This window comes from Oscillospiraceae bacterium, assembly GCA_035380125.1.
Classification (GTDB): Bacteria; Bacillota; Clostridia; order Oscillospirales; family JAKOTC01; genus DAOPZJ01.
In genome coordinates this window covers 1-14,823 of record DAOSWV010000039.1, presented here as the reverse complement: position 1 = coordinate 14,823, position 14,823 = coordinate 1, and the positions used below count along the sequence as shown (strand labels likewise).

The window sequence follows — 14,823 nt, the reverse complement described above, 5'->3', positions numbered from 1 at the left end:
TCCGTAATCCTTTTTCCTTTATCCTTTTTGTAACACATCATTGACAAACCTACATCATTCGTTTTCGCCGTGATGTATATCTATCTGATTGCATTTGTTCACATATTTTTCAATATAGTCGGCAAGAGGCGGGCAGGGGTAATCAGCGCATTGACTGCAAGTGTCAAGCCCGCGTTCGCGGCAGCATTTTACCCATGGACAATCGCCGCACATAAAGAACATTTCATCAGAACGTCCGCCTTTACAGCGGATTTTCTCAAGCGGGATGTCTTTCCCGAATTCCTCATGATAAAATTTCTGCGCTTGTTTACGCAGTTCGTCGTTATTTTCAACGGTCGCACGATAGGTCACACACCGTGCGCAGTCATGACCGCAGCAACAGGTCATTTTATTTCTCATATACGCACCTTCAAAACTCCGCCACAATTTTATCATATAACGACGGTTCAAACCCGATGATATATTTTTGATGCTGTTCCGGCGTCAGGTAATAAGCTGAAAGTGTTTTCACACCGAGCCGTTTTGCCTTGAAAAGCCGGTGATTTCCGTCGATCAGCTTGTCTTTTCCCGCGCATAATTGCACCAAAACCAACGGCTGCGACAGATCAGCCGTCATAGCGTACTCTTTATTACCGCAAAATCTATTTTGGGCTGCCAGATCATCGACCGAAACCTCGATCAGTTCAAATTGTTTAACATCTTCAAGCAGTGCTGCGACGTCCCAGACAATCCGCCCGCTTGTCGTTCCGATCTGATATTTTTGCTGCATAAGTCAGTCCTCATTCAAAAAGATCAATCCGATACCGAACTTCCTGCGTTTTCTTCCTATCTTTCAATCCGCTGTCTTTATAAGTTCCGTCAAAAGCGAATCCGTATTTTTCATAAAATCGCCGCGCACGGGCATTTTTTTCAAATGCCCAGAGGAGAACATTCCGATATCCCATCCGCTTCAGTTCTGCCAGCACGGTGTCCATCAGCAGTTTTCCGACGCCGTGTCCCCAGTATTCTTTGAGCGTATAGAGGGCGACAATTTCACCCCAGTCCGGCAAATCCCCGTCTCGGCTTTTGCACGCGGAACACGCTCCGCAGGGTTTTCCCCCGTCATACGCAAGGTAGAAGTACCCATTTGGATCGGCAAGAATCGTTTTTAAAAACGCGGTACGCTTTTGAACATCGGTCTTTTCGGCTAATTCTTCAGGGGAGATGATCTCGGCATATGCGGCCTTCCACGATTCGCAGATTACGAATGCATAATCATCTGCATCGGCGGCGGTGGCGTTGTGGATGCTGAAGACTTTTTTGCCGGTTTTGTAGGAATCAATTCTGTCCTGAATCATCTTCCACGCCGCAGGGTTGACGGTGTCATAATCTTTGACGGGCCAATTTGCCGGCTTTTCGCCCAAATACGGCTCGAACCCGAACTTTTTATAGATATTGATCGCCTTATAGCTGTGTGTCTTGCTGGTCAGATACAAAAACCCGTCGTTATCAATCTCGTTGTACACGTCGAGCAATTTCGTCAGAAGTGCTTTCATCAGCCCGTAGCCTTGATAATCGGGCAGGCAGGCGACCTTATGAAACCGCAGATGGGTTTTGCCGAAGTCGGGACCCGGCCAAATCGCCGCAGTTGCAACAGCTTGTCCGTTTGGTGAGATCACAAACAGACACTGCTTTTCAAGAATCGCCGGTTTCGATAAAAAGTCCCGTTTGAAAATGTCCCGGGCCTCCTGTAAAGAGTCGGTCTGCGAGACGCCGTATTGAATGCGTGCCCAATCCTCCTCCATGCCGGGGCGATAACCGCTGAACCGGAATCCCTCATGCAGTTCAAACCTCGGGTATGTATAAACATCGGGTTTCACCATCAGCACGCTGATTTTAGGCAATGATAAATCGAGCATAAAAAATCCCCATTAGTTGATTTTATTCGAACGGACGGCTCTTTCCGTGATCTTTTCGTCTCCGGTCAGTTTTCCGACCAGAATTTCACCGGTCGGATCATGCGCGTCATATCTGCGTCGGGTGGTCAGGGGGGTGTCGTTGGCGTAGCAGTAGACGCAGCCGTTCATACAGGTATTATACGCGCCGATGTCGATACTTTCAACACATCCGCAGCCCGATCTTTGGTTTTTATCCGGTTTCAAGTCAAGTTTGCAGCCGCAAATTTGCTCAATCCTTTTTAAATCTATGCAGCTTGCACCTTCAATCCCATACGAAGTTAAATCATTTTCACAACAGGCCACCGGGCGAATACCGTATGTCTTCGCGGTTTCTCCGATAAATCCCGCCAATTCGGCTATTTCGTTTTCGGAAATCGCTCGAATCAACGGCGTTTTCAGTTTTGCGTATAAATCCACAAAACTGATCGTCACAGTATCCGTAAAGCCAGACAGCTTTCCGCGCATTCTTGCAAATTCTTTCTTGTGATATACTACACTAAGCACATCATTCAAAATGATCGGGTCATACCGCCAGATCACGCGGTCTCTTCCAATTCGTTTCGATAACTCAATAAAAGTGTCTTCCAGAGCCGATTTATTACGCAGTCCCGGTTCAATTGATCGATTATAAGGTGTCAGCGTGAATTGAAAATAATATCGATATCCCAACGCATTCAACTCATCCAGGCAAGGCAAAAAGCTTGACGGATCTTTCGTCCAAAAGACGATACAGTCCACAATTTCGGGCGAGAGCTGAACACGCGAAAGCTGCGCATGGTTCATCGGATTGCGGGTCAAAACATATCCCGCGCGAATCCGATTCATAAACCATTCACCGTAAAAACAGGGAATATCCGTTCTCCTCGATGCGGATAAAATCAAAGTGGCAACTTCCTTTCGGACCGGAACTAATATTTGAATTCAAGACCGAACACTTTTTCGGTCTGATCGCGGTTATGTTCACAGAGTTCTTTCCTTACGGTAATCAACCCCAGACAGTCATAACCCAGTTTGTGATATAGGCGTAAAGCGGCGATATTGCGCGGAACTACGTCCAAACAAATCGCCGTATAATCCGGTTTGCTCTTAATCAATTCCTCGGCGATTTTAATGGTTTCGGTTGCAATCCCTTTTCTGCGCATGATCTCATCGACGAAAATGTCCTCTATCCAAGCCACATTTCCGCCGCGGTAGCCGATATGTAGAAAGCCCACCGATCGTCCGTTAAACTCAATTACATATAATTCATGGCCGTCGGAAATCCAATCACAAAGCGTTTGTGATGCCGCCGTATAATTTTTTTCGGTTACAGTTGAATTTTTACCCCTGAGCTCACAGTGAAATCCGAAAAAACGGACGATTCGCTCAATCGTCTCCTCCCGAAATCGGCTGTGATACTCCGCCAGAGAAATGTTCATCTTCAATCACCTCAAATTTCACCTTGCTGCCATACTTCTCGTTGTTTAACTTTTCTTTTATAGGAATCACTTTTTCAAGATCAATCCCATAGGTATTTGCGATTGCAAGCGCGTAATAGACCACATCCCAAAGTTCTTCTTCAACGGTTTCTTTGATCGCACCTTCTTGTTCAGGGCGCAGGTTTTTGCGCATGGCACGGGAGAGTTCGCCGACTTCCTCGGCTAATTTCATAAAATATTTCTCTTTCAGCTCCGGATGAAAATCCTTGGCCTTGATGTATTCCTGTAAATAAGAAATCGTGATGCCCATCTTTAAATCCCCTTAATCATTTCAATGATCCGCTCGGCGGTCTGTTCCGGTGTAAGTCCGCTCGCGAATCTCAAATAATCCCGCCATTCCTTTCAACTCCGGAAAATCCAACGGCAGATAAGCGCTCGCCGATTTAGGGACCCGTTTCCAATCTGTCTTTTTCAGCGTTTTTCTCTTTATCTGCATGCCGTTTTCCTTTCAATTCCCATCATTTTGAATAGGGCATTCCCGAAGACACATCCCGCAATCCTTGCATTGTTGATTAATTTTCGGAACAGGGAAGCCCATCTTTCCGTTTTCGACTTCAATCGCTCCGTTTGGGCAGGTAGAAACGCAAGCCATACATCCGATGCACAGCCCTGTTGAGGTCACCTGACTGATGTTCACCCTCTTTCACTCCTTTTTAGATAAGTATTCAACGATTTGATCCGCACTTGTTTTGACATTCTGCATGCCGTCTATAACAACATCTGCATACGGTTTTTGTGTGTCTATGAAATGTCGGTAAGTGGGTATTTGATAATTTAAATAGTGTTTCAAATAATCTCCGAGAGCTTTTAAATCCACGGAAATTTCATGTCTTTCCGAACCCCTATCGGTGTAATCCCGAATGATTCGCCGTGCAAGTGCGGCATCGAGCGGCACATCGACAAAAACAGATAAATCGATATACGGTGCAATGGCTGAATTCTGACGCCCGAACGGATAATCCATTATGATATAATCAAGCGGTTCTCTTAAAAGTTGCTCGATATCCGCCGCAATCGGACCGACCTGCCAGTCATCATACAGATTTCTGCCTTCCGGTAAATCGTTAATTTCCCTCCCGGCCAAATAGACATCATCATAATCATCAAAAGATAACACCGTGTAATTTTTAAGACGGCTTTCCAATTCCTTTGTCACGGTTGTCTTTCCGCTTCCCGAGACACCCGATATCGCAATCACAAATGGCTTTTTCATATGTTGTCTCCTGAAACTCGCTCTGTCTTTTCAAGTTCTTTTTGTAGCACATCGGCGAATCGCTGGATATTTGACCCGAGCGTTTCGGCTTGACTTAAAACATCCGCCCGATCCCGATATTTTGCAAATGCTTTCCTGATTGCAACCGCCGTTTCAAGCGCTTCCGGGGCAGGGCATAGCCCCTGTTCCAAAGCCCATTCACCGGCTTTGGTCTTGGCGATGACTTTACCTATTCGCAGTGTATAAAGCCCTCTGGCGACATCCAGCAGCCAACCGTAGGACTTGACACTTCTGCCCGTTGTCTGCGCGTATTTACGAATGACCTCGTAGTGACGCATCACATCCAAACGCAGTTGTTCATAAGTCGGATAAATCATCCGATCACGTACATCTTTTCCGAAAAGAAGGACTCCGTCCTCGAGCAGTTCGGCCATTCCGAAGCTGTCAAAATGATAGTTGTCGGTGATTCGCTGTCCGCTCGTGCCCCAATAGATCACCCGGCCGGGGGCGTGATTCAAAAACGCGTTCAAGGGCAACATTCCGCCCTCAAAACTGCGGTAATACGGATTTTCCGGTTCATTTTCAAGCAGTTTCTGCCGCAGTTCTACCAGTTCATCGGCCTGCATCTGCGAGATCTCCGTCTGTGTCAGGCAGAGAATATCAATATCGCTCCATCCAAGCCGAAAATCATCCAAAACCACCGAGCCGAATAAATAAACAGAGGGTTGGTTTTCGGATAAAATCGCCGTAATCGCTTCTGTCATCTTAGAAATCGAGGTTTTTAATCCCGTCATTTCAATTTCTCCAAGGTTTCAATCAGTTCCCGCCATTCTCGTATATACAAATACTCGCACTGCGGTGCTGTTTCTTTTGATTTATCCCGGTATTCACAATCGATCACGCTGTCATACCACACCGGGAAGATCCCAGCCTCCGCCGCACCCTCGATATCGGCCTGCGGATTATCCCCGCAAAACCAGACGTCTTTTGCGTCCAACCCGGCCTTGCGCAGCGCGATTTCAAACAGCATCCGATTCGGTTTTCTTAGACCATATTCACTGGAAGCAATGAAGAATTCAAATTGATTCATCGGTAAGAAATGATTGATCCGACTTGTCAGCGCCGCTTCCGAAAAACCGATATTGCTGATTACACCGCTGTGGATTCCGTTTTGATTGATATACTCAATCATTTTATCCGCGTCAGGCATCATTGCACCGGGTGATGTTCCGTACCAAAAGATCTCCTCAGCTTCTTCCAAAGAAATTTCAAATGTAACGCCCAAATGTTCATATAGTGTTTTTTGAAACTGCCGCTCGTGAATTTCATAACCGAGTTTTCTGGCCGCATCAAACTGTTTAAAAAGCTCCTGGGCTTGTCTGTTGATCTCTTCCACTGTCAAATGATTCGGATTCGCTTTGATGTGTTTATACAATGCGGTTTCACCATTTAAAGAATCCCATCCCGGCTCATAAAGCAGCGTGTGTCCGTAATCGAATAAAATCATCTTCGGCAAATTCATCTGTAATCCTCCTGTCGCGGTTTCCCGGTCTTGTAATCAATTTTCCAACCGTCATAGACATAATCCTCGGGGATGCGCACAAAACAACCGATATGCTTATCCCTTGCGCGCTCGACGACGCCGGAGACATTTTGGTTGTTCACATTTCCCTCGGCGACGGTCAGCGTGTCCTCACCGACAGCTAATACAATCCCGATGTGGTCATACCAAGGGCAGTTTTCCGGTTTGTTCTCGGGAGGAATAATATTGTCATAAATGACAATATCGCCGCGTTCCGGGATAAATCCGTCCTTTTCAAAGTGGCAGAAACGTTTTTCTGTCCCCATTCCAACCACGCCTCGACGCAGGCAAAGCGCGTGTTCGCCGTCGGTGCATATCGGATCGGCAGTTTCAGTCCCGCCGCTATCGCACAGTGAAAGACAAACGCCGCGCACCAGGCGTTTTTCAGCTCATCAAACGCCGTCTTCTCGGGGGAATATTGAATCAACTTCATATATGTCTCGTCGCTTCTTTCACCGTGAATTTGCTTTTTTGCAAGTTCCTTGGCAATATCGGCGAACGCGGCTCTTGTAAACTCGCTGATAAAGAACCGATTGGACTTTGCCTCCGGCAATTCACTGAGCGGCAGCCCAAATTCCTTTTGTAAATTCACCATACGTTTTGTGATATATTTCTCTTCCGGTTCCCAGAGCCAATGCTGCAATAAATCGGCGTCTTTCAATATTTCATCGTATGCGTCGTGCACATGCGTTTTATCCGAATGATGAAAGATCGCGGAACGGATCAGCATCTGTTCCTTCTCGGTAAAAAGATCTTTTAACTCATTCTTGAACGCTACCCGAACCATCTCTGCGCCATTGACTGCGTGAAAAATCCGCTTGCCTCCTTTCGGAGGATAAACGTCATGCAGCATTCCGCATATGTACGCGAGTTCACGGTCAAGGCCGCGTTTTTCCGCAAGCAGGGCACATAACAAAGCAACGCCGCCGGTGTGATGATAAGAGACGATTCTCTTGTCGTCTTCCATGGCGGAAAAAATCTCATCCACATAGATCTGTACAAGTTCTTTTTTATCCATTTGTATCCTCTATTATTCATCCGAGGAGCGTTCCCTTCGGTCAAAACCATGTGAAAAGCATTATACAGCAACGCACCAATTTTTACAAGCTAAAAAGCCTTATTTCTCAATCAAATCCGCTAATACAGTTGAAAATGTTTCTTTTCCCTCCGTGGACAGATGAATCAAATCCTGAAAATAAGAAGCGTTTTCACAGTCGAATTCATATGTTGTAATCAACGCAGCATTTTCCTCATTTCCGGCAGAAAGATAGGCCGCATAGGTCTCACTCGATACGATCATTCGTACATTTTCCCCGGTAAGCAGTGCCATATATTGCGTCATAATATCCGGATATGCTTGATTTTGAGCGGCTTTACGGTATTTCGGCGTCTCGATAAACATCAAATCGATATCATTTTCGCGGCAGAGCAGGGCAATGTCATATAATCCCTGCACCTGCACGGAATTGAGCGTTGTGTTTTCGGTATTGATCGGCAGTTTTTCTAAATCTTCAGCGGTTCTGCCCTCGGTCACCGCAGTGCCGCTGCCATTCAAATAACGCGAGTTGATCAGAGGGTAAGAAATCGGCCAGGTCAAAAAGAGCTCGTTGTTGGCGGTAACAACCATCTCGAATAATTCTTTCATACCCGCTTTACCGTTTTCGGATAGCGTTCGGTACAGTTCCTTCATGAATTGAAAATCGGTGTCTAAAAACATCCGGTCATCGCTCAGCGACACACCCGCGACCAACGTATAGGCGTACATATCGACGTATAGAGTACCGATCCGAACACCGTGGTCAATTAAATATTTCAATTCCAGCGCTTCAAGGCAGGGTTGATTACCGTTATAAGACAATAAAAAGTTCGAGCCGCTAACTTTTTCACCGATGGTATTGACGTCAAGCCCCTGCCGAAAAATCGAAGAACCGATATAAAGCCGGTCAATCTCACTATCCGAAATCAATCGGCTCATTCCGAATTCGGCATTTTTCATATCGTTTGTTATAAGCAGCCTTTTCATCGGTATAAACGCGCCGATCAAAAGCAATGAAGCGAGTAATACAACCAGAATTCTTTTCATTATAAGCCCTTTCCTCAGATGTGGGGAAGTTTGACCCAAAAAGATTTTTATAATAATATTTAAAGGTCAAACTTCTGGTTTGAAAATTTTATTTTCAAACTTTCCTCTTAAAAGTTTGCGTAAATGAAGCTCGAAGCGCCGAATACCCCGAAAAGCACGATGCTCGAAAGGAAAAACACCTGCCAAATTGAAATAGCAATTGATTTTTGCGGTTTTTTTCGGTTGTCTTCAAAAAGTTCAAAAATCAACAGAATCAGGATAAACAAACAGACCGTCAGGAAAAACGCGGCGCAGGTGTTGTCGTTGGTGAAAGGCATGATCGAATATAAAATCGAATTTATGTCAAACGAAAGCCCCGCAAACATCTGTTTGATATACGAAAACGACGCTCCGAGCGACGAGGAACCGAAGAAAATCCACCCGAACATGACAAGAATAAACGTCAGCAGAGTAGAGAACAGGCGATAGAAAAAGCCGCGCTTTTTCTTCTCCTGTTCTCTCGGTGTCAAAATGTTCAGCACACCGTGATAACCGCCCCAGAAAATGAAATTCCACCCCGCACCGTGCCACATGCCGCAGACCAGAAACGTGACCATCACGTTAAAAGCCCGCCGTAACTTTGAACACCGGTTGCCGCCCAGCGGGATATAGATATAATTCCGCAGCCAGGTCGACAGCGAGATGTGCCATCGACTCCAAAAATCCCGAATATTCATTGACAAATAAGGACGCCGGAAGTTCTCTATGGTATCAAATCCGAGCAGATTCGAAAACCCGATCGCAATCTCGGAATATCCGGCAAAATCGCAGTAAAGCTGCACCGAATAAAAGAATGCCGCCAGCCACAGCGCAAGGGAAGGGTGCGTCCCCGGTGAACCGAATACGGCGCCCACATAACCGGCCAGGCGGTTAGCAATTACGACCTTCATGAAAAGGCCCAGCAATATCCGCTGAAAACCCTTCTGCGCAAGATCGCTTTTATAAATCAGTCCCGCAGAAACAGAATCTTTGAATCGGTCATACCGTTCAATCGGCCCCGAGATGATATGGGCAAAGAACGACACATACACCGCATAAGAGATGAGGTTTGTCTCATGTTCATATTTGAGTTTATAAACATCGGCCAGATAGCTGATCATGCGGAATGTGTAATACGAAATCCCGAGCGGAATCAACAGGTTCAGCGTCATTTCCGACGCGCCAATCCCGAACGCCCGCAAAACAGAATTGATACTTTCGGCAAAGAAATTAAAATATTTGAATCCGAACAACGCGAGCGCAATCGGAACAATCCCCGCAATGAACCACCCCTTGCGGTTTTTCTCCCGGGTGATGAATCTGCCGCACAAAAAAGTCCATACCGTTTCTGCGGCCAAAATCACAAACATCCGCCAGTCGCACAGTAGGTAAAACAGGATATTTGCGCCGAACAGGAAATACAGCCGCCCTTTTTTCGGTGTCACATAATAAAGCGCTGTGATTACCGCAAAGGCGAGAATCAACCGCAGTATGCTGTTTTGAAACGTCCCGTCAAGAATTTGTGCGATCATCGGCATTCCTTCCGTGTTTATACTTCCCGGTTTTTTAATAACAGCCACCAGTGCTTGCTGTAATAATTCGTATCATCCGCCTTATATTCGGCGTTTTCAATCGGCGGAAGCTGAAAGCTCCAATCGGAAAAGAATTTTCTGACGTCGTAGATATCGACATAAAAATGCGGTACGTCTTGTCCGGCCTCAAGTTCATTTCTCAACAGAGTGTTTTCATCGAGCATTTTATATTGTTCGGCATGTTGAAAGCTGTAAGTGTTCTTTGAAATTAATGTCAAAAACAATTCACCGCCGGGACGAAGTACGCGTTTAATCTCGTCCAGCACTGCGATAAAACCGTTCGTATCGGTGTGGTAAATCACATTGTAAGCCATCATGCAGTCAAAACTGTTGTCAACAAACGGCAGAGAGAGCATATTCGAAACAGCGGTTTTGATGTTCAGACCTTCTTTTTGTGCCCGGTTCCGTAGGTGATTGACCCCGTAATCCGACAGATCAACGGCGTTTACGTCAAAACCCTTTTGAGCCATATAAATTGAATGCCTGCCCAATCCGCACCCGAGGTCGAGAAAATCTTTGAATCCGAGACCCTGCCACCGTTCAGCCAAATAAGCCGATTCGGTGCAGGGGATGAGCCATGCTTTATCGGTGTTTTTGCTCCAATCCCATGGTTTCGTAATGTGTAAATCCATTTTTCCTCCGCGATTTATCTCTGTGATCCGGTATTAACCGATTGAATATAGATTTTAGCATATTTTGTATCCGTTTTCAATCAAATCAGACTTTTTAACTGCCTATTATTGATTTTTACATAAAATACTTCAAAGTTTCATTTGAATATATTCTTATTTTGAGAAATCCGTTAAAGATATTTTGTTTTACTGCGTAATATGCTATAATATATTGGTCCGGACAGTTTGTCCGATTCTTTGTTTGGAAGGAAAAAGGATTTTTAAATGACCGATTATAAACCGCACGAGGAATGCGGCGTTTTCGGGATCTATTCCCCGGAAAAAGTGTCGCTTCTGACCTCGATGTTTTACGGGCTTTATGCATTGCAGCACCGCGGTCAGGAGAGCGTCGGCATCTCCGTTTCAGACGGGGACAAGGTGCTTACCCATAAGGCACTCGGGATGATGAACGAGCATTTTAGGGAAACCGCTTCCGAGGTGCTGCCCGACGCTTACGCCGCCATCGGCCATCTGCGCTATTCGACCACCGGTGGCGACGATCTCGCCAACGCCCAGCCGGTCACAGTGCGGCATCTGGGGCGGTCTTTTTCGGTCGCGCACAACGGCAACCTGACCAACACGCAGGAACTGCGCCGGGGGTTTGAACTGACCGGCTCAGTGTTCCAGTCGACGACGGATACCGAGGTCATCGGTCATATCATCACGGGCGAACGCATCGGCGCCGAAAATATCACCGAGGCGGTCAGTCATGCGATGGGTCGTATTCAGGGCGCTTATTCGCTGGTGGTTTTGAGTGGACGCGAATTGGTCGCCGCACGCGATCCGAACGGGTTCCGGCCGCTTTGCTACGGAAAAACCGAAGATGGGAAATACGTCGTCGCTTCCGAGGACTGCGCGCTTGCCGCGGTCGGCGCAAAAAAAGTGCGTGAGATCGATCCTGGCGAGGTCGTGACTTTTTCTCCCGAGGGCGTGGTGTTCAACCGCACGCGCTGCAACCGCAATAAATCTTCCATCTGTATTTTCGAATATATCTATTTTGCCCGTTCGGATTCGGTCATCGGCGACTGTCCGGTGCATAAAGCCCGTCTGCGCGCCGGAGCGTTTTTAGCCAAAAGCAGTCCGGTCGAGGCCGATGTGGTGGTCGGCGTGCCGGATTCGGGGCTCGACGCTGCGGTCGGGTATTCCAACGAATCGAAAATCCCGTACGGCATCGGATTTATCAAGAATAAATATATCGGCAGGACGTTTATCGCGCCCGATCAGAGCGAACGCGAAAACATGGTGCGCATCAAACTGAATCCGCTCGCCGCAACTGTGAAAGATAAACGGGTCGTTTTGATCGACGACTCCATCGTGCGCGGAACAACCGGAAAACGGATGGTCTCGATGCTGCGTGAAGCGGGTGCAAAAGAGGTCCATGTGCGCATTTCGTCGCCGCCGTTCATGCACCCGTGTTACTTCGGCGTCGACATTGATTCGGAGAATTCGCTGATCGCAAACGGACATACCGTGCAGGAAATCGCGGATATGCTCGGAGCGGATTCGCTGGCGTTTTTAGAGATCAAATACCTGCCGTATCTGATCAGCGAAAAAGGCGACGCGGGCTGCTGCAGCGCTTGTTTCGACGGAAAATACCCCGTAAAAGTCACCCCCGGTTCCAAGACCCGTTTTGAATAACAGAGATTGAAAAACAGAGAGAAAACAGCGAGGGAAAGAAAATGGAAAACAACATAAAAAGACCGTCATTCCCGAAAAGAGCGGTTATTACCGCGGGAATGCCGTATGGAAATAAGGAACTGCATTTCGGGCATGTGGGCGGCGTATTCGTCCACGCCGATATTTTTGCGCGCTTTTTAAGGGATCGGATCGGCGCGGAAAACGTGATTTTCGTCTCGGGCACGGATTGTTACGGCGCCGCGATCGAGATCGGTTATGAGACGGAAAAAAATAACGGATTCACCGGCACCATCGCGGATTACGTCGCAAAAAATCACGATAAACAGGCGCAAACCCTATTGAATTATCAGGTCTCGCTGAACCTTTTCGGCGCGTCTGCACTCGGCGAAGGCGGCAGAATCCACACCGCGCTGTCCGCCGAGATCTTCAATCAGCTGTACAATGAAAACAACTTAAAGCTGGAATCGACGTTGCAATTTTTCGATGAGGAAAAACAGGTCTTTTTAAACGGCAGGCAGGTCACCGGACGCTGCCCGATTCAGGGGTGCAAATCGGAGATTGCCTATGCCGACGAGTGTTCGCTGGGACATCAATACAGCCCGTCGGAACTGATCGCGCCGATCAGCGTTTTATCAAATAAACCGCCGGTTCAGGTTCCGGTCAGCAACTGGTTCATCGATCTTCCCGCTTATCAGAAAGTGATGGAAAAGGCGGTCGAGGACTGGTCGAAAATGCCCTGTTGCCGCAAGGTTTTGACCGATGTCATTCAGGAGTTTTTGAAAAAGCCATTTATCTATGTCAAAAAAGAACTGGTTGATCAGATAAAAACGTTTGACGGAATGCCGCCCTATGAGATATTGGATGATGAGCAGAAGACATCGGCCGCATTGGTCTTTGATGATCTGGAATGCAGAGATCAAGCGGTCGCGGTGTTGGCCGCAAACGGAATTCGGTATCGCACCGGAAAGACGCTGGTCCCGTTCCGCTTGTCCGGTAACGTCAAATGGGGCGTGCCGGTTCCGGATACCAAAGAGACGTCCGGCCTGACTTTTTGGGTGTGGCCGGAATCCCTGTGGGCACCGATCTCGTTCACCAAAGCCGTTCTCGGAGACGGAATTGAGGGCAGGGAATGGGAAAAATGGTGGAAATCCGACGATGCGCAGGTTTATCAGTTTATCGGTGAGGACAACATCTATTTTTACGGGATCGCCGAAATCATCCTGTTTTATCTGTTGGGCAATACGATCCGCCTGCCGGTCATCGTGCCGAATCACCATCTGCTGTACGGTAAAACCAAGGCCTCCAGCAGCGGTGAAATCAAGCCGCCGAAAGCGTCGCAGCTGTTGGATTATTACACGTCCGAGCAATTGCGCATGCACTTTATGAACGCAAGTTTGGCCGAGCGGAGCATCGGATTTGAGCCGAAGCCGTTTTTGTTTCCCGACCGAGAGGGCTATGACACCGTGCTGAACGAGGGAAATCTGCTGACCAACGTGTTCAACCGGTTGGTGCGCTCCTGTTTTTATACGGTTCAAAAATATCACGAGGGCGTTTATCCGTCGGGCGCTGTCAGCAAAGACGTCAAGCAAAAATCCGACGAGGTCATTTTGCAGTACGAGAAATTCATGTCCGAACTCAGCTTCGATAAGATTTTCGAGCTGTTGAATCTCTATGTGCGCGACGCGAACAAGGATTGGTCGGTGCGCTGCAAGAGCGAAGAGATTGCGGATATCGATCAGCTTTTGGTCGATTCGTTCCATATCGTCCGTGTGATGACCGCGCTGCTGCATCCCATCGCGCCGTCCGGCTGCGACATGTTGTGCGAATATCTGAAAGTTGACGAGAGAATCTGGGACTGGAAACACATTTTCGAACCGCTGGATACGTTCATTGAACCCAACCATCAGTTCCTGTTCCTCGAACCGAGGGTGGATTTCTTCAAGAAGCATCCGTCTCAAATATCGTGATAAAATGGGGCCAAAACAAACAACAAAGGTTGATTGTTAGGCCCCATTTGTTATAGTGCTACGCCGTTCAAACGGTCGTCGGTGTCCTGCGTTTCGGCGAGTCCGAAGCTGATGCTCAGTGCGTGATCGACTCTCTGCATTGAAAAGTCGTTCAGCCGCCCCATGCGTTCCCGCAGGCGCTGTTTGTCGATGGTGCGGATCTGCTCCAACAAGATAATCGAATTTTTTGAAAGTCCGCAGTCCTCGGCGTCCAGCTCAATGTGTGTGGGCAGTTTTGCTTTGGTGCGCTGGCTGGTGATCGCCGCCGCGATGACGGTGGGGGAGAATCGGTTTCCGACGTCGTTTTGGACGATCAACACCGGACGGATTCCGCCTTGTTCCGATCCGACGACCGGACTCAGATCGGCGTAATAGATGTCCCCTCGTTTAACGCTCATTGAAATTCACGCTCCCAACAGGATTGTCTTCCGGACAAGTGCATGTACGCTCATCACACAACTATTTTTGCCGCGCTTTTGGCGTGTTATACCTTTCCCGGAAAAAATATGGGGGCTGTCATAGTATATTTTCAAAGCAACCTTTTTGCGCCTTGTAGGTTTGTCAATGATGTGTTACAAAAAGGATAAAGGAAAAAGGATTACGGA

General features: G+C 47.5%; 19 protein-coding genes. 2 read left to right on the top strand and 17 right to left on the bottom strand.

The window, feature by feature from the left end; all coding sequences use genetic code 11:
• Positions 1–54 precede the first annotated feature (54 nt).
• From PK629_12265 to PK629_12190, 16 genes are all read right to left on the bottom strand, one after another.
• Positions 55–399, bottom strand: a complete 345-nt coding sequence (locus tag PK629_12265) for a DUF3795 domain-containing protein (protein HOP12252.1) — start codon at positions 397–399, stop codon at positions 55–57.
• A 10-nt stretch (positions 400–409) separates the two neighbouring features.
• Positions 410–769 carry a hypothetical protein gene (locus PK629_12260; protein ID HOP12251.1) on the bottom strand — a complete coding sequence of 120 codons (360 nt, stop codon included), beginning with the start codon at positions 767–769 and terminating at the stop codon, positions 410–412.
• A 10-nt stretch (positions 770–779) separates the two neighbouring features.
• Entirely contained in the window at positions 780–1,898 is a 1,119-nt protein-coding gene (locus tag PK629_12255) for a GNAT family N-acetyltransferase (GenBank protein HOP12250.1), read from the bottom strand.
• A 12-nt stretch (positions 1,899–1,910) separates the two neighbouring features.
• Positions 1,911–2,819, bottom strand: coding sequence for a DUF1848 domain-containing protein (locus PK629_12250; GenBank protein HOP12249.1), 909 nt, complete (start codon positions 2,817–2,819; stop codon positions 1,911–1,913).
• A gap of 26 nt (positions 2,820–2,845) precedes the next feature.
• Positions 2,846–3,355, bottom strand: a complete 510-nt coding sequence (locus PK629_12245) for a GNAT family N-acetyltransferase (GenBank protein ID HOP12248.1) — start codon at positions 3,353–3,355, stop codon at positions 2,846–2,848.
• A complete protein-coding gene (locus PK629_12240; GenBank protein HOP12247.1) occupies positions 3,303–3,665 on the bottom strand; it encodes a MazG nucleotide pyrophosphohydrolase domain-containing protein in 363 nt (120 codons plus the stop codon). Before PK629_12240 ends, PK629_12245 begins: the two co-directional genes overlap by 53 nt.
• Before the next feature lie 21 nt (positions 3,666–3,686).
• Complete coding sequence (locus PK629_12235) at positions 3,687–3,851, bottom strand: hypothetical protein (GenBank protein HOP12246.1); 165 nt, start codon at positions 3,849–3,851, stop codon at positions 3,687–3,689.
• 12 nt (positions 3,852–3,863) lie between these two features.
• Entirely contained in the window at positions 3,864–4,037 is a 174-nt protein-coding gene (locus PK629_12230; protein HOP12245.1) for a 4Fe-4S binding protein, read from the bottom strand.
• Positions 4,038–4,058: 21 nt separating this feature from the next.
• On the bottom strand, positions 4,059–4,628 hold the full coding sequence (locus tag PK629_12225; protein HOP12244.1) for an AAA family ATPase: 570 nt from the start codon (positions 4,626–4,628) through the stop codon (positions 4,059–4,061).
• Positions 4,625–5,422 (bottom strand): DUF4111 domain-containing protein, encoded by a 798-nt coding sequence (locus PK629_12220; protein ID HOP12243.1) that lies wholly within the window; start codon positions 5,420–5,422, stop codon positions 4,625–4,627. The genes PK629_12225 and PK629_12220 overlap by 4 nt, the downstream gene beginning before the upstream one ends.
• Complete coding sequence (locus tag PK629_12215) at positions 5,419–6,150, bottom strand: HAD family hydrolase (protein ID HOP12242.1); 732 nt, start codon at positions 6,148–6,150, stop codon at positions 5,419–5,421. The genes PK629_12220 and PK629_12215 overlap by 4 nt, the downstream gene beginning before the upstream one ends.
• Positions 6,147–6,293, bottom strand: a complete 147-nt coding sequence (locus tag PK629_12210; GenBank protein ID HOP12241.1) for a hypothetical protein — start codon at positions 6,291–6,293, stop codon at positions 6,147–6,149. Before PK629_12210 ends, PK629_12215 begins: the two co-directional genes overlap by 4 nt.
• A gap of 38 nt (positions 6,294–6,331) precedes the next feature.
• Positions 6,332–7,228: an HD domain-containing protein gene (locus PK629_12205; protein HOP12240.1), complete on the bottom strand. Its 897-nt coding sequence runs from the start codon at positions 7,226–7,228 to the stop codon at positions 6,332–6,334.
• Positions 7,229–7,327: 99 nt separating this feature from the next.
• Positions 7,328–8,293, bottom strand: coding sequence for a hypothetical protein (locus PK629_12200; GenBank protein ID HOP12239.1), 966 nt, complete (start codon positions 8,291–8,293; stop codon positions 7,328–7,330).
• Between the two features lie 107 nt (positions 8,294–8,400).
• The gene (locus PK629_12195) at positions 8,401–9,843 is read right to left on the bottom strand and encodes an MBOAT family O-acyltransferase (GenBank protein ID HOP12238.1); all 1,443 of its coding nucleotides are present in this window, start codon (positions 9,841–9,843) and stop codon (positions 8,401–8,403) included.
• A 17-nt stretch (positions 9,844–9,860) separates the two neighbouring features.
• Positions 9,861–10,535, bottom strand: coding sequence for a class I SAM-dependent methyltransferase (locus PK629_12190; protein ID HOP12237.1), 675 nt, complete (start codon positions 10,533–10,535; stop codon positions 9,861–9,863).
• 264 nt (positions 10,536–10,799) lie between these two features.
• On the opposite strand from PK629_12190, the gene purF reads away from it, so the two are divergent.
• Positions 10,800–12,212 (top strand): amidophosphoribosyltransferase, encoded by a 1,413-nt coding sequence (purF, locus tag PK629_12185; protein HOP12236.1) that lies wholly within the window; start codon positions 10,800–10,802, stop codon positions 12,210–12,212.
• Between the two features lie 41 nt (positions 12,213–12,253).
• Complete coding sequence (locus tag PK629_12180; GenBank protein ID HOP12235.1) at positions 12,254–14,179, top strand: class I tRNA ligase family protein; 1,926 nt, start codon at positions 12,254–12,256, stop codon at positions 14,177–14,179.
• 50 nt (positions 14,180–14,229) lie between these two features.
• Here the strand turns inward: PK629_12180 and PK629_12175 are convergent, their stop codons facing one another.
• Entirely contained in the window at positions 14,230–14,616 is a 387-nt protein-coding gene (locus tag PK629_12175; GenBank protein ID HOP12234.1) for a type II toxin-antitoxin system PemK/MazF family toxin, read from the bottom strand.
• Positions 14,617–14,823 lie beyond the last annotated feature (207 nt).